The 14,992-nt window shown below is 70.2% G+C and carries 16 protein-coding genes and 1 pseudogene; all 17 read left to right on the plus strand.

All coding sequences use genetic code 11. The annotated features are described in order from the left end of the window. Positions 1–40: 40 nt before the first annotated feature. A complete protein-coding gene (gene fmt, locus VGC18_RS08265) occupies positions 41–967 on the plus strand; it encodes a methionyl-tRNA formyltransferase (protein ID WP_331096164.1) in 927 nt (308 codons plus the stop codon). Further along, entirely contained in the window at positions 964–2,361 is a 1,398-nt protein-coding gene (locus VGC18_RS08270; protein ID WP_331096166.1) for an RsmB/NOP family class I SAM-dependent RNA methyltransferase, read from the plus strand. The genes fmt and VGC18_RS08270 overlap by 4 nt, the downstream gene beginning before the upstream one ends. Positions 2,362–2,441: 80 nt before the next feature. After that, entirely contained in the window at positions 2,442–3,677 is a 1,236-nt protein-coding gene (locus VGC18_RS08275) for an LCP family protein (RefSeq protein ID WP_331096168.1), read from the plus strand. Positions 3,678–3,724: 47 nt separating this feature from the next. Further along, on the plus strand, positions 3,725–4,387 hold the full coding sequence (rpe, locus tag VGC18_RS08280; RefSeq protein ID WP_331096170.1) for a ribulose-phosphate 3-epimerase: 663 nt from the start codon (positions 3,725–3,727) through the stop codon (positions 4,385–4,387). A 39-nt stretch (positions 4,388–4,426) separates the two neighbouring features. After that, positions 4,427–4,801 carry an FKBP-type peptidyl-prolyl cis-trans isomerase gene (locus VGC18_RS08285; protein WP_331096172.1) on the plus strand — a complete coding sequence of 125 codons (375 nt, stop codon included), beginning with the start codon at positions 4,427–4,429 and terminating at the stop codon, positions 4,799–4,801. A 60-nt stretch (positions 4,802–4,861) separates the two neighbouring features. Continuing rightward, the gene (locus tag VGC18_RS08290) at positions 4,862–5,125 is read left to right on the plus strand and encodes a phosphoribosyl-ATP diphosphatase (protein ID WP_331096174.1); all 264 of its coding nucleotides are present in this window, start codon (positions 4,862–4,864) and stop codon (positions 5,123–5,125) included. A gap of 54 nt (positions 5,126–5,179) precedes the next feature. Then, entirely contained in the window at positions 5,180–6,019 is an 840-nt protein-coding gene (gene hisG / locus VGC18_RS08295) for an ATP phosphoribosyltransferase (protein ID WP_331096176.1), read from the plus strand. Positions 6,020–6,021: 2 nt separating this feature from the next. Continuing rightward, complete coding sequence (gene hisF / locus VGC18_RS08300) at positions 6,022–6,783, plus strand: imidazole glycerol phosphate synthase subunit HisF (RefSeq protein ID WP_331096178.1); 762 nt, start codon at positions 6,022–6,024, stop codon at positions 6,781–6,783. Positions 6,784–6,788: 5 nt separating this feature from the next. Beyond that, positions 6,789–7,160: a phosphoribosyl-AMP cyclohydrolase gene (hisI, locus tag VGC18_RS08305; RefSeq protein WP_331096180.1), complete on the plus strand. Its 372-nt coding sequence runs from the start codon at positions 6,789–6,791 to the stop codon at positions 7,158–7,160. Continuing rightward, positions 7,157–8,677 (plus strand): anthranilate synthase component I, encoded by a 1,521-nt coding sequence (locus tag VGC18_RS08310; RefSeq protein ID WP_331096182.1) that lies wholly within the window; start codon positions 7,157–7,159, stop codon positions 8,675–8,677. The genes hisI and VGC18_RS08310 overlap by 4 nt, the downstream gene beginning before the upstream one ends. Beyond that, complete coding sequence (locus VGC18_RS08315; RefSeq protein ID WP_331096184.1) at positions 8,674–9,267, plus strand: Trp biosynthesis-associated membrane protein; 594 nt, start codon at positions 8,674–8,676, stop codon at positions 9,265–9,267. Before VGC18_RS08310 ends, VGC18_RS08315 begins: the two co-directional genes overlap by 4 nt. Positions 9,268–9,296: 29 nt before the next feature. Beyond that, complete coding sequence (locus tag VGC18_RS08320) at positions 9,297–9,527, plus strand: DUF6704 family protein (protein ID WP_331096186.1); 231 nt, start codon at positions 9,297–9,299, stop codon at positions 9,525–9,527. 4 nt (positions 9,528–9,531) lie between these two features. Next, positions 9,532–10,302 carry an indole-3-glycerol phosphate synthase TrpC gene (trpC, locus tag VGC18_RS08325; RefSeq protein WP_331096188.1) on the plus strand — a complete coding sequence of 257 codons (771 nt, stop codon included), beginning with the start codon at positions 9,532–9,534 and terminating at the stop codon, positions 10,300–10,302. Beyond that, positions 10,302–11,564, plus strand: a complete 1,263-nt coding sequence (gene trpB / locus VGC18_RS08330; RefSeq protein ID WP_331096190.1) for a tryptophan synthase subunit beta — start codon at positions 10,302–10,304, stop codon at positions 11,562–11,564. The genes trpC and trpB overlap by 1 nt, the downstream gene beginning before the upstream one ends. Beyond that, the gene (trpA, locus tag VGC18_RS08335; RefSeq protein WP_331096192.1) at positions 11,561–12,358 is read left to right on the plus strand and encodes a tryptophan synthase subunit alpha; all 798 of its coding nucleotides are present in this window, start codon (positions 11,561–11,563) and stop codon (positions 12,356–12,358) included. The genes trpB and trpA overlap by 4 nt, the downstream gene beginning before the upstream one ends. Positions 12,359–12,396: 38 nt before the next feature. Further along, complete coding sequence (gene lgt, locus VGC18_RS08340; RefSeq protein ID WP_414672869.1) at positions 12,397–13,428, plus strand: prolipoprotein diacylglyceryl transferase; 1,032 nt, start codon at positions 12,397–12,399, stop codon at positions 13,426–13,428. A gap of 91 nt (positions 13,429–13,519) precedes the next feature. Continuing rightward, positions 13,520–14,992 (plus strand): annotated as a pseudogene (locus VGC18_RS08345) (glutamate synthase subunit alpha); the annotation flags it as partial.

The raw sequence follows: 14,992 nt of genomic DNA on the forward strand, positions 1-14,992 counted from the left end.
TGCGAGCCACGAAAGAGCGACATGACCGAGACGATCACCCATGCCTGACCTCGTCATCGTCTTCGCGGGCAGCCCTGCCGCCGCGGTCCCCGGCCTGTCCACCCTCTCCGCGAGCCGGCACGAGGTCGCGGCCGTCGTCACCAGGGAGGACTCGCCCACCGGCAGGCGGCGCGAGCTGACCGCCACCCCCGTCGCCGTGGCGGCGGAGGAACTGGCCCTTCCCGTCATCAAGGCGAATCGGCTGGCCGGACCGGCGACGGAGGCGATCACCGCCCTCCGGCCCGACCTCGGGGTCATCGTTGCCTACGGCGGCCTGGTCCGCGAGCCGCTGTTGTCCGCGCCGCGCCTCGGCTGGATCAACCTGCACTTCTCGCTGCTCCCGCGGTGGCGTGGCGCGGCGCCCGTCCAGCGGGCCATCATCGCCGGAGACGACATCACGGGCGCATCCGTCTTCCAGCTCGTCCCCGACCTCGACGCGGGAGACGTCTACGGCACGCTGACGCAGGCGATCCGGCCGGACGAGACGGCGGGGGAGCTGCTCGACTCGCTCGCGGTGTCCGGCGCGCAGCTGTTGCTCGGGGTCGTCGACGCGATCGCCGACGGCACCGCGCGCGCGGAGGCCCAGAGCGGCGACGTGACCCTCGCCCCCAAGCTGGAGCTCGAGGACGGCCGCCTGCGCTGGACGGAGACCGCCGGGGAGGTCCTCAATCGGTTCCGCGGGGTGACGCCGGAGCCCGGCGCGTTCACGACCGTCGGCGGCCTGAGGCTCAAGGTCGTGGAGGCGCGGATCGCCCACGACGCCGCGCCGCTCGCGCCGGGGCGGTTCTCCCTCGCCGACGGCCGGCTGCTCGTCGGCACCGCGAGCTCGCCGATCGAGCTGATCACCGTGCATCCGGCGGGGAAGAGGCCCATGCGGGCGGTCGACTGGTGGCGGGGACGGCCGGCGGGCGCGGCGGTGGCGGAGTGAGCGACCGGAGCCGCACCGCGCAGCCCTCCGGACGGGTGCAGCCGGCCAGACGGGTCGCGCTCGAGGTCATCCTGGCGGTCAGGGAATCGGATGCGTACGCGAACCTCCTGCTGCCGGTCAAGCTCGAACGGGCGAGGCTGACACCGCAGGACGCCGCCCTGGCGACGGAGCTGACCTATGGGACGCTCCGGCAGCAGGGCTACTACGACGCGGTCATTGAGCTCGCGGCGAACCGGCCGGTGGGAGAGATCGATCCGCCGATCCTCGACGTCCTCCATCTCGGCGCCCACCAGCTGCTGTCGATGCGGGTCGCCCAGCACGCGGCCGTCGACGAGGCGGTCTCGCTCGCCAGGGAGGTGGGGTCGCGATCGGCGACCGGTTTTGTCAACGGCGTGCTGAGGACCATCGCCAGGAGCGCACCGGACGACTGGCACGAGCGGGTGTTGGCGAAGCCGCGGAACGACGACGAGCGCCTGTCGCTCGAGCACTCCCATCCGGTCTGGATCGTGCGGGCCTTCCGACAGGTCCTCGCCGCCGAGGGACGGGAAGAAGAACTCGAGGACCTGCTCATCGCCGATAACTTCGCGCCGAGGGTGAGCCTCGTCGCGCTCCCCGGGCTCGCGACCATCTCGGACATCCGCGGCACCCAGAAGGCAAAGTACTCCCCGGTGGCCGCGGTGAGCGACGGGGGCGATCCGGCCCTCTGGCCAGCCGTTCACGAGGGCAGGGCCAGGGTGCAGGATGAGGGCTCGCAGCTGGCCGCGCTCGCGCTCAGCAGGGCAAGGCCGATCCGGGCAGGCGAGCGATGGCTCGACCTCTGCGCGGGCCCCGGGGGCAAGGCGGCGCTGCTGGCCGCCGAGGCCCGTCTGGGAGGGGCGACCCTCGTGGCGAACGAGATCACCCCCGCGCGGGCCGAGCTCGTGCGCACGGCGCTCTCGGTGTTCCCCGACCCGCCGCAGGTGCTGGTCCAGGATGGCACCCTGATCGGCGATCGGCTGCCCGCCCAGTTCGATCGGATCCTCCTGGATGCGCCGTGCACCGGCCTCGGTGCGCTCCGCCGTCGCCCGGAGGCCAGGTGGCGCAAGCAGCCGCGCGATGTCGCGGAGCTCAGTGCCCTGCAGGGCGCGCTTCTCGAATCCGGCCTCGCCGCCCTGGCACCGGGGGGAATCCTCGCCTATGTGACCTGCTCACCCCACCTCGCCGAGACCCGGCTCGTGGTCGATGCGGTGCTGAAGAGGACGGCCGGCGTCAGCCGCCTGGACACCGCGGCGGTCCTGGACGGGGTGACCAAGCGTCCGCTCGAACGCGGGGAGAGCTCCGACGGGCATGTGCAGCTGTGGCCGCACCGGCACGGCACGGACGCCATGTTCATCTGCCTGCTGGCCAAGGCCTGAGCCGCCGCGTTCAGCACTCTTTCGGGTGGGACAGGGCCGGGCAGGCTAACCTCGTACCTTCCGATCGAAGGTGGTTATCCGTGAGCGAGCTGCGTCCACGCCGACGTCGGGGGCCCCTCCCCGTCGCCAGACACGGCCGGCTGAAGCGCAGCCGGCCGGTCAGGACCGTCTTCGGCTATCTCGGCGGCGCGCTGGCCGTCGTCCTGGTCAGTGTGCTGTCCGTCACCGCCGTGAGCGCATACCAGCTCGTCGGCGACGTCGGCAGCGGCGTGCACCTGCTCAACGAGACGGACGGCCCGGCCCCCGCGATCGGCGACTACTCCGGCGGCTTCAACGTGCTCATCGCCGGCAGCGACGACGGAAGCGGCGAGGCCCAGTACGGCAAGCGGGGCGAGAACCTCAACGACGTCACGATCCTCCTGCACGTCTCGGCCGATCACAGCAACGCCGTCGCGGTGAGCTTCCCCCGCGACCTCATGGTGCCGATCCCGGCCTGTCCGAAGGCCGACGGATCGGGGACGAGTCCTGCGAGCTCCTCCGCGCAGATCAACGAGACCCTCGAGCGCGGCGGACTGGCCTGCACCGTGCTCACGGTCGAGGCGCTCACGGGCCTCACCATCCCCTACGCGGGCGAGATCCACTTCGCCGGCGTCGTGGAGATGTCCAACGCCATCGGGGGAGTCCCCGTCTGCGTCACCGCCCCGATCCACGATCCGTACACGGGGCTCTCGCTGCCCGCGGGAACGAGCACCATCTCCGGCGCTCAGGCGCTCGCGTTCCTCCGCTCCCGGCACGGGGTCGGCGACGGCAGCGACCTCGGCAGGATCAACTCCCAGCAGGTGTTCCTGTCGTCGATGATCCGCACCATCCGCTCCGCCGACGTGCTCGGCAATCCGCTGAAGGTCTATTCGCTCGCCAAGGCGGCCGCCACCAACATGCAGCTGTCGAGCAGCCTGGAGAACGTCACGACCATCGTCTCGATGGCCGAGGCGCTGAAGTCCATCCCGCCGAAGAACATCACCTTCGTCCAGTACCCCTCCGCGACCGGCCTGCCGGGCATCGCGCCGGGCAGGGTCGGCCCGCTCACCGCGGAGGCGACGGCGCTCATGGACCAGATCAAGGCGGACAAGCCGTTCTCCGTGGACGCGTCGGTGAAGAAGATCGGCTCCGAGCTCGACCCGACGGCGACGACGAGTCCGTCCCCGAGCACGTCCGCAACGGCGACGCCGAGCCCATCGGACGGCGCGGCCCCCGTGCTCAGCGGTGTCGGAGGCCAGACCGCGGACCAGCAGACCTGCTCCATAGCGAACCGGTAGGTCCTCGGGGAACCATCGGGACCGTGGCCGGCGGATAGTCTTGGGGCATGGCAGCGCGCATCAACCCGAGCATCCTGACCGCGGATTTTGCGAACCTGGAACGGGAGCTCGGTCGTATCGCGACCGCCGATCTGGTCCACGTGGACGTCATGGACAACCACTTCGTGCCGAACCTGACCTTCGGCCCGCGGATGGTCGAATCGCTGCAGCGGGTCAGCCCGCTTCCCCTCGACGTGCACCTGATGATCGACGATCCGGATCGCTGGGCACCCGGTTACGCGGAGGTGGGGGCCTTCTCCGTCACCTTCCATGCGGAGGCAGCTGCGGATCCTGTGACCCTGGCCAGGCGCCTGCGCTCACTCGGCGCGAGGGCGGGCATCGCCGTGAAGCCGGGGACGGCGATCGAGCCGTACCTCGAGCTTCTTCCGGAATTCGACCAGGTGCTGGTCATGACGGTGGAGCCGGGTTTCGGCGGCCAGTCGTTCATCGAGTCGACGATGCCCAAGCTGGCTCTCCTCAGGGAGGCGGTGAGCGGCTCGGGACTCGACGTCTGGCTGCAGGTGGACGGCGGCATCAACGAGCGCACCATCGTCACCGCGGCGGAGGCGGGCGCGGACACCTTCGTCGCCGGATCGAGCGTCTTCAACGCCGGCGAGCCTGCCGAGCAGATCGCGCTGCTGCGCGCCGCCGCGTCCGGTCACGTGCACTGAGGCAGCCGCGGGGCGCGAATATCTGCTTGGATGTTCACCATGACTGAGTTCAACAAGACCAAGCCGGAGATCGACTTCTACGAGGGTGAGGCCCCCGAGGAGCTGGTGATCACCGACATCGAGATCGGCACCGGCGCGGAGGCGAAGCCGGGCGACACCGTCGACGTCCACTACCTCGGGGTGGACCTCGAGTCCGGCGAGGAGTTCGACTCCTCCTGGAGCCGCGGGCAGTCGGTGGACTTCCCGCTCGCCGCGCTCATCGCCGGCTGGCAGCAGGGCATCCCGGGGATGAAGGTCGGCGGTCGCCGTCAGCTGATCGTTCCCCCGGTTCTCGCCTACGGCCCCGCAGGGGCGGGCCACAGCCTCTCCGGGCGCACCCTCATCTTCGTGATCGACCTCCTCGGCGTCAGCTGAGCCGCTCGAGGTCGCCCGCGCGCGCCGCTCCTGGCGCAGAAGACCGGTAGCCTTGAGGCTGTGAAGACCTTCGACGACCTCTTTGTGGAGCTGAGCGACAAGGCCGCGTCCCGTCCTGCCGGCTCCGGCACGGTGACGGAGCTCGATGCCGGCGTGCACGCGATCGGCAAGAAGATCGTCGAGGAGGCCGCGGAGGTGTGGATGGCCGCCGAGTACCAGTCCCTCGACGAGACGGCGGCGGAGATCTCCCAGCTCCTGTATCACCTGCAGGTCATGATGCTGGCGAAGGGTCTCGCTCCTGCGGACATCTGGCGACATCTCTGAGTCGTCCATCCGACCGACCCGAGCCGAAAGACCCATGATGCAGAAACTGTTCCCATGCTGAGAATCGCGGTGCCCAACAAGGGATCGCTGAGCGAGACCGCGGCGGAGATGCTCGCGGAGGCCGGATATGCCGGCAGGCGGGATCCGAGGGCGTTGAACGTCCTCGACCCGCGCAACGACGTCGAGTTCTTCTATCTGCGGCCCCGAGACATCGCGACCTATGTCGGCTCGGGCGCGCTCGACGTCGGGATCACCGGGCGCGACCTGCTGCTCGACTCCGGCTCGACCGCCGTCGAGATCGCCAGCCTCGACTTCGGCGGATCCACCTTCCGCTTCGCCGGGATCGCCGGTCGTTTCGAGACCCTCGAGGATCTCAGGGGCGTCAGGGTCGCCACGAGCTATCCTGGCCTGGTCGGCGACTTCCTCTCCAGGGCCGGGATCGAGACGCAGCTCGTCCGGCTCGACGGCGCGGTCGAGTCCGCCGTGCGCCTCGGGGTGGCCGATGCCGTCGCCGACGTGGTCTCGACCGGGTCGACCCTCCGCGCCCAGGGACTGGAGATCTTCGGCCCGGTCATCCTGGAGTCGACAGCGGTGCTGATCAGCGCCAAGCGGCACCTGCCCGGCATCACCACGCTGCAACGGCGATTGCAGGGTGTGCTGGTCGCCCGCCAGTACGTGCTCATGGACTACGACCTGCCGGTCAGGCTCATCGAGGCGGCCTCCGCCATCACGCCCGGCCTCGAGTCGCCGACCGTCTCCCCGCTGCGCGACAGCGACTGGGTGGCGGTGCGGGTGATGGTTCCCCGCGAGGACACGAATCACGTCATGGACCGGCTGTACGAGCTCGGTGCCAGGGCGATCCTGGTCGGCCCGATCCACGCGGCTCGGATCTGACCGTGCCGGTCGCGGTGCGGGTCATCCCCTGTCTCGACGTCGCGGACGGCCGGGTCGTCAAGGGTGTGAACTTCGAGAACCTGAGAGATGCGGGCGACCCGGTCGAGCTCGCCCGCCGGTACTACGAGCAGGGTGCCGACGAGATCACCTTCCTCGACGTCACGGCGACGGTCGCGGGTCGGGAGACGACCTACGACGTGGTCAGGGCCGCGGCGGAGCAGGTCTTCATCCCGCTGACGGTCGGCGGGGGCGTGCGCGGTGCGGACGACGTCGCCCGGCTGCTCGCCGTCGGGGCGGACAAGGTCGGGCTCAACAGCGCGGCCATCGCGCGCCCCGGGCTGGTCGGCGAGATCGCCGACCGCTTCGGCGCGCAGGTTCTGGTGCTCTCCCTCGACGTGAAGAGGTCGGCGACCACCGCATCCGGATTCGTGGTGACCACCCACGGCGGCCGGCGGGAGAGCGGGCTGGACGCGCTCGACTGGGCCAGGGAGGTCGTCGACCGTGGCGCGGGAGAGCTGCTCGTCAACTCAATCGACGCCGACGGGACGAAGCAGGGCTTCGATCTCGATCTCGTGAGAGCGATGCGGGCCCTCTCCTCCGTCCCGGTGATCGCCAGCGGCGGCGCCGGCTCGGTCGAGCACTTCGTGCCGGCGATTCGGGCGGGCGCGGACGCCGTGCTCGCCGCATCCGTCTTCCACAACGGCGAGCTGACAGTCGGCGACGTCAAACAGGAGCTCGCGCACGCGGGCATCGCAGTGAGGTGATGGCCATGGACACCACGATCGACGCCGTGCTGGCGCGAGCGACCTTCAACAGCGACGGGCTGCTCCCGGCGATCATCCAGCAGTGGGACAGCCGAGAGGTGCTGATGCTCGGCTACATGGACGAGGAGGCCCTGCGCAGGACCCTGACCGAGGGACGGGTCACCTTCTGGTCCCGGTCGCGCCGGGAATACTGGCGCAAGGGCGACACCTCAGGGCACCGCCAGTACGTCAGGGGCGCCGCCTTCGACTGCGACGCGGACACGCTCCTCGTGCAGGTCGAGCAGATCGGGGCGGCCTGCCACACGGGCGCCCACGCCTGCTTCGACGTCGATCCGCTCGACCCCGTCCTCGGCTCGGAGCCGGAGGCGGCCTCATGAGCGAGACCACCGGTCGGGCGTCCTTCGAGTCGCACCTCGCCGGCCATCGTGTTGTGCCCGTCGTACGCGAGCTCTTCGCCGACGGGGAGACCCCGGTCGGCATCTACCGCAAGCTCGCGGAGGGGCGCCCAGGCACCTTCCTCCTGGAGTCGGCAGAGCAGGGCGGCATCTGGTCGCGCTACTCGTTCATCGGCGTCTCGAGCTTCGGCGTCCTGACCCAGAGCGGGGACACCGCGACCTGGCTGGACTACGGGCTCCCCAGGGAGCGAGCGCTCGGACCGGATGCGCCGACCGCGCCGCTCGAGGCGCTCGGTCACCTCTACGAACGCTGGGCGACCCCTCCCGTGCCCGGCCATCCTCCGCTGACCGGCGGGTTGGTCGGTTTCATCGGCTGGGAGGCGATCCGCCAGATCGAGCGGCTGCCCGACGCGCCGCCCGCGGACTTCGACATCCCCGGCCAGGCGCTGAGCTTCGTCTCGGAGCTCGTCGTCGTCGACCATCGCGCGGGCACCGTCCTGCTCATCGCGACGGTGCTCAACGACGGCCTCGAGTCGAACGCGGAGCTGTGGGCGGATGCGCAGGCGCGACTCGACGACATGCAGCGGCGGCTCGCGGAACCTGCGGAGGCCTGGCTGGCCGAGGTGGAGCTGACCGCGACGGCGCATCCGGCGCCGCGGATCCCCGCCGAGGACTTCCAGCTGCTCGTCGAGCGGTCGAAGCGGTTCATCCACGACGGCGACGTGTTCCAGGTGGTGATCTCCCAGCGCTTCGATCACGAGGTCACCGCGGAGCCGATCGACGTCTATCGGGTGCTGAGGACCCTCAACCCGAGCCCGTACATGTACCTGCTCTCCCTCGTCGCGCCGGACGGCGAGCCGTACTGGATCGTCGGCTCGTCCCCCGAGGCGCTGGTCAAGGTCGAGAATCGCCGGGTCTACATGCACCCGATCGCCGGTTCCCGACCGCGGGGCCTCGGCCCGGAGGAGGACCTGGCCCTCGCCGACGAGCTGCTCGGCGACCCCAAGGAGCGGGCGGAGCACCTGATGCTCGTGGACCTCGCCCGCAACGACCTGCTCAAGGTGTGCGCACCCGGCTCCGTCGAAGTCAGCGAGTTCATGCAGGTGGAGCGGTTCAGCCACATCATGCACCTCGTCTCGTCGGTCGAGGGCGACCTGCGCTCCGGGGCGACCCCGCTCGAGGTGTTCAGGGCGACCTTCCCCGCCGGCACGCTGTCCGGGGCGCCGAAACCCAGGGCGCTGGAGATCATCGACGAGCTGGAGGTCGCCCAGCGCGGGCTGTACGGGGGAGTGGTCGGCTACTTCGGCTTCGCCGGCGACCTCGACCTGGCGATCGCGATCCGCACCATGAGCATCTCGAGGGGCGTCGCCCATGTCCAGGCGGGCGCAGGCCTCGTCGCCGACTCCGATCCCGCGGCCGAGCAGCAGGAGTCGCAGAACAAGGCCGCGGCGCCCCTGCGCGCGGTGGCCGTGGCCAACACGATGAGGAGGGTGGGATGAGGGGGCCGCGCGGGCTGAAGAACCTCAGTCTCATCGCCTCCATCCTGCTGAGCGGCCTCACCCTGCTCGGCTGGACCGGGCAGTGGTACACGCTGCGGCTCGGCGGCTCGGAGGCGGGGACCTCCGCCATCTCCGTCGGCGGCGACGTCGCGGCTCCCGGCCTGATCGCCCTCGCCCTCGCCGGACTCGCGCTCGTGGCGGCGCTGGCCATCGCCGGCCCGTTCTTCCGGGTCGTGCTCGGCCTGTTGCAGGCGCTCATCGGCTTCACGATCGGGCTGTCGAGCATCCTGGCCATCCACGACCCCGTGCACGCCTCGGCCGCGCTGATCACGAGCACGACCGGCGTCAGCGGGCGGCTGTCCATCGCCCGCCTCGTCGTCGGCGTCTCGCAGACGGCGTGGCCGTGGTTCACCCTCGTGGTGGGGGCGCTCACGATCGCCCTGGGCGTGGTGGTGCTGGTGACCGGTCGGCGCTGGCCCGGCTCGTCCAGACGCTACCAGCCGGTGCGGCTGGAGCCAGCGGACGGCGAGGCGAATGCGGTGTCCGATTGGGACACGTTGAGCGGCGGGAGCGATCCGACCTCGCGCTAGACTCGTGCCTGAACCCACGGAGGAGAGTTGTGAGCGAAGACATTTCAGAGCCGGGCGAGGGAAACTCGCCCGCCGCCTGGACGGCCGTCATCATCATGTTGCTGGCGTTCACCATCGGGACGATCGCCTTCTTTTTCGACCAGCCGGTCATCGTCTGGGCGTCCGTCGGCCTGCTCGTCGTCGGGCTCATCGTCGGCAAGGTCATGTCGAGCCTCGGCTACGGCGTGTCCGGGTCGAAGCTCACCCCGAAAGAGCACTAGCAGGGTGCTCTCCGATCTTCTTGCCGGCGCCCTCGAGGACGCCTCGGAGCGCCGCGCGGTGCGCGGGTTCGCCGAGGTCGAGGCCGCGGCCCTCTCCCGCCCTCCCGCCATCGACGCGCTCGAGGCGCTCGCCCCCTCCGACCGGGTCAGGATCATCGCGGAGGTCAAACGGTCCAGCCCGTCCAGGGGCGCCCTCGCGGACATCCCGGACCCCGCGGCCCTCGCCGTCTCCTACGAGACGGGAGGAGCCAGCGCGATCAGCGTCCTCACCGAGGGCAGGAGGTTCGGCGGATCGCTCGCCGACCTCGAGGCGGTCCGCGAGGCGGTCAGGGTCCCCGTGCTGCGCAAGGACTTCATGGCCGAGCCGTATCAGATCCTCGAGGCACGGGCATCCGGCGCCGACATCGTCCTGCTCATCGTCGCCGCCCTCGAACAGCGCGAGCTCGCCGGCCTGTTCGCCCTCGCGACGGCCCTCGGCATGACCGCGCTCGTCGAGACCCACGGCGCGGACGAGGTGTCCCGCGCGCTCGACATCGGCGCCGGGCTCATCGGCGTCAACGCCAGGGACCTGACCACCTTCGAACTCGACCAGGACCTCTTCGGCAGGCTGGCCGGGCAGATCCCCTCCGGGGTCATCCGCGTCGCGGAGTCCGCGGTCAAGGGAGCGGCCGATGTCGCGCACTACCGGGAGGCGGGCGCGGACGTCGTGCTGGTCGGTGAGGCGCTCGTAACGGGAGACCCAGTGCAGACCCTCGCAGAATTCCTCGGCGCCTGATGGCCCTTCGCGATCAGACCGGACCGTACTTCGGCGCCTACGGCGGACGATTCGTCCCCGAGTCGCTCATCGCCGCCCTCGACGAGCTGGATGCGGCCTACCGGGCAGCGAAGGTCGACCCGCTCTTCCAGGCGGAGCTCGCCGCGCTGCACGCCACCTACACGGGACGGCCGTCGATCATCACGGAGGTTCCCCGCTTCGCGGAGCGGGCGGGCGGCGCCAGGGTCATCCTCAAGCGCGAGGACCTCAACCACACCGGCTCGCACAAGATCAACAACGTGCTCGGCCAGGCCCTGCTCGCCCGCAGGCTCGGCAAGACCCGGCTCATCGCGGAGACGGGCGCGGGTCAGCACGGGGTCGCGACGGCGACGGCCGCGGCGCTCTTCGGAATGGACTGCGTCATCTACATGGGCGAGGTCGACACCGAGCGTCAGGCGCTCAACGTGGCGAGGATGCGGCTGCTCGGCGCCGTGGTGATCCCGGTGACCGCGGGCTCCCGCACGCTCAAGGACGCGATCAACGAGGCCCTGCGGGACTGGGTCGCGAACGTCGACAACACCCACTACCTGCTCGGGACCGTCGCCGGCCCGCATCCGTTCCCCGTCATGGTGCGCGACTTCCACAAGATCATCGGCGAGGAGGCGCGCAGGCAGGTGCTCGAGCTCACCGGCCGGCTCCCGGATGCGGTCACCGCCTGCGTCGGCGGCGGGTCGAACGCGATGGGCATCTTCCATGCGTTCCTCGACGATCCCGATGTCGCGCTGTACGGCTACGAGGCGGCGGGTGAGGGCGCGGACACGCCGAGACACGCCGCCACCATCACCAAGGGGCGTCCTGGGGTGCTGCACGGCGCACGCAGCTACCTGCTGCAGGACGAGGACGGCCAGACGATGGAGTCGCACTCCATCTCGGCCGGTCTCGACTACCCGGGCGTCGGACCGGAGCACGCCTGGCTCTCCGACATCGGGAGGGCCCACTACCTGCCGATCACCGACGACGAGGCGATGAGCGCGTTGCGGCTGCTCGCGAGGACCGAGGGCATCATCCCGGCCATCGAGTCCGCGCACGCGCTGGCCGGCACGATCAAGCTCGGCAGGGAGCTGGGGCCGGATGCGACCATCCTGGTCAACCTGAGCGGTCGCGGCGACAAGGACATGGAGACGGCCGGCAAGTACTTCGACATCCTCGACACCGAGGCGTTGACCGCCGAGGCCGCCGGCACCCTCCCCGACGAGGGCGGCGCACGGGGGGACAACGCGTGAGCGCCACCGGTTCCCCGGTCGAGGCCGCCATCGCCTCCCGCACCGCCTCGAGCGGCGGCGCCCTCATCGGCTACCTCCCCGCGGGCTTCCCCGACCTCCGCACGAGCATCGAGGCGGCCGTGACCCTCGCGGAGAACGGGGTCGACGTCATCGAGTTCGGCCTGCCGTACTCCGATCCGGTGATGGACGGCCCGGTGATCCAGGCGGCGACCGTTCGCGCCCTCGCCGGGGGTTTCCGCATCCACGACGGTTTCGAGGCGGTCGCGGAGATCGCCTCGAGGACCACGGTCCCCGTCCTTGTCATGACCTACTGGAACCCGGTCGTCCAGTTCGGCGTCGACCGGTTCGCCGACGAGCTGAAGGCGGCGGGGGGAGCGGGACTGATCACCCCCGACCTCGTGCCCGACGAGGCCGGCGACTGGCTCGCGGCCTCTGAGCGCACCGGGCTCGACCGGGTCTTCCTCGCCGCCCCGTCGTCGACGGATGCGCGGCTGGTGCGGGCCGTCGAGAGCAGCCGCGGTTTCGTCTACGCCGTCTCCACGATGGGGACGACGGGTGCCCGCCACGACGTCGATCGCGCGGCGAAGACCCTCGTCGGCCGCCTGCGTGCCGCCGGCGCGACCTCGACCTGCGTCGGTCTCGGCATCTCCACGGCCGCCCAGGTCCGCGAGGTCCTGCAGTATGCGGACGGGGCGATCGTCGGTTCCGCGCTCGTCAAGGCCCTCGCCGACGACGGCCTCGACGGCCTCGCCACCGCAGCCTCCCGCCTGGCGGCGGGCTGTACGCTTAGCTAGTTCTCCGCAAGCTCCAGCACGAAAGGTGGGCCAGGACTTTGGTTCTTCCCCTGAGCATTCCCAGCCCGAGCGACTCCTGGCAGGTGTTCCACATCGGCCAATGGCTGCGGGACATCGGGCTCGGCTGGTTCACCCTCAACGTGGACGTTCGCGCCTATGCGATCTGCATCCTCATCGGCATCGTCGTCGCCGCCCTCCTCACCAACCGACGCCTCAAGCAGCGCGGCGCCGAGCCGGGCATCGTGCTCGACGTCGCCCTCTGGTCGGTTGTGCTCGGCATCATCGGCGCCCGCATCTTCCACGTCCTGACCCATCCGGACGACTACTTCGGGGCAGGCAAGAACCTCTGGGCCGTGTTCTACGTCTGGGAGGGCGGGATCGCGATCTTCGGCGCGCTCATCGGCGGCGCCATCGGCACCTACATCGGGTGCCGCATCACCGGTCTGCGCTTCTGGAGCTTCGCCGACGCACTCGCTCCCGGCCTCCTGCTCGCGCAGGCCCTCGGGCGGTTCGGCAACTACTTCAATCACGAACTCTTCGGTCTGCCGACCAATCTCCCGTGGGGACTCCAGATCGAGTCGGACAATCCGGCGGTGCCTGTCGGCCTGCCCGCGGGGACCCTGTTCCTGCCCACCTTCCTCTACGAGATCATCTGGGACCTCATCGGCGTCGCGGTCATCCTCTATCTCGGCAGGCGGTTCCGGCTGCAGTGGGGCAAGACGATCGCCGTCTACTTCATCTGGTACGGCATCGGCCGCAGCTACCTCGAGTCGATTCGCATCGACCCGAGCCTGATCTTCCTCGGGGTGCGCACCAACATCTGGGCGGCCTGGGCCGCGATCGTCGTCGGCCTGGTCATCTTCATCGTCCAGTCGCGCCGCCACCCCGGTCTCGAGCCGAGCCCGTATCTCCCCGGGCGGGAATGGTCCCCGAAGCCTGCGGTAGACTCGCAGGACACCTATTCAGACACCGATGACGACGGCAACGACGCCGGCATCACCACACCAACAGCGTCTGGATCACGGGTCGCCGAGAAGACCGTCACAAGCGGGACTGGCACGAATTCGTAGGTAGGACGCGCCGGACAGAGGCTCGTCGGCCTTCATCCTTTGGGCCGTCGTCGTCCCACAGCCCCATTTTCTTCGTGAGGACGGTTCGAAAATGGCTCTCCCGCCACCCTTTTCCCGGTTCGGCACCACACCGGGCGCCGTCGGTCTGTACGACCCGCGCCGTGAGCGTGACGCCTGCGGCCTCGCCATGGTCGCGACGCTGCGCGGCACGGCAGGGCACGACATCATCGACGCGGCGCTCGGGGCGCTGCGCAATCTCGAACACCGCGGGGCGATCGGCTCCGACGCCGGCACGGGCGACGGGGCGGGCATCGTCACCCAGATCCCCGACGCCTTCCTGAGGGCCGTCGCCGGCTTCGAGCTGCCGGCGCAGGGCGCCTACGTGGTGGGCACGGCCTTCCTCCCGACGGACGCCCGCGAGCGCGAGGAGATCAAGGCCGGCATCGAGCGACTGGCGACCGCGGAGCACCTGCGGGTCCTCGGCTGGCGAACGGTCCCGGTCCGCCCGGAGGTCCTCGGCAACCTGGCCAGGGAGGCCATGCCCGCCTTCGAACAGCTGTTCCTGTCCGGCGCGGTCTCCTCGGAGTCCGGAGACCTCGCCGGCATCGCCCTCGACCGGCTGTCGTTCCGCCTCCGCAAGCGTGCGGAGCGGGAGCTGAACGTCTACTTCCCCTCGCTGAGCTGCCGGACCCTCGTCTACAAGGGCATGGTCACCACGCTCCAGCTGGAGCCGTTCTACCCCGACCTGGCCGATGAGCGCTTCGCCTCGAAGCTCGCCCTCGTGCACTCGCGTTACTCGACGAACACCTTCCCGTCCTGGCCGCTCGCCCAGCCGTTCCGGATGATCGCCCACAACGGCGAGATCAACACCGTGCAGGGCAACCGCAACTGGATGCGCGCGCGCCAGTCCCAGCTCGAATCGGACCTCCTCGGCGACCTCGCCCCGATCCTCCCGATCGTCACCCCGGGAGCCAGCGACTCCGCGTCCTTCGACGAGGTGGTGGAGCTGTTGAACCTCGGCGGCCGGTCGCTCCCGCACGCGATGATGATGATGGTCCCGGAGGCCTACGAGAACCAGGTCGACATCGATCCGGCGCGCCGCGACTTCTACGAGTACCACTCCATGCTGATGGAGCCGTGGGACGGCCCTGCCGCCCTCGTCTTCACCGACGGCACGCTTGTCGGGGCGACCCTCGACCGGAACGGCCTGCGTCCCGGCCGCTACCTGGTCACCGACGACGGCCTGGTCGTGCTGGCCAGCGAGATCGGCGTCCTGGAGATCGACCAGAGCAGGGTGGTCCGCAAGGGCAGGCTCCGCCCCGGCAAGATGTTCCTCGTCGACACGGAGGCCGGCCGCCTCATCGAGGACGACGAGATCAAGTCCTCCCTCGCCGCCTCGGAGCCGTGGGGGCAGTGGCTCGAGCACGGACGCATCAACCTCAAGGACCTGCCGGAGCGCGAGCACATCGTGCACACGCCCGCCTCCGTCACCCGCAGGCAGCGCACCTTCGGCTACACGGAGGAGGAGGTGCGCATCCTGCTCAAGCCCATGGCCGAGAACGGT

Source organism: Lacisediminihabitans sp. (assembly GCF_036404185.1).
Taxonomy (GTDB): domain Bacteria; phylum Actinomycetota; class Actinomycetes; order Actinomycetales; family Microbacteriaceae; genus Lacisediminihabitans.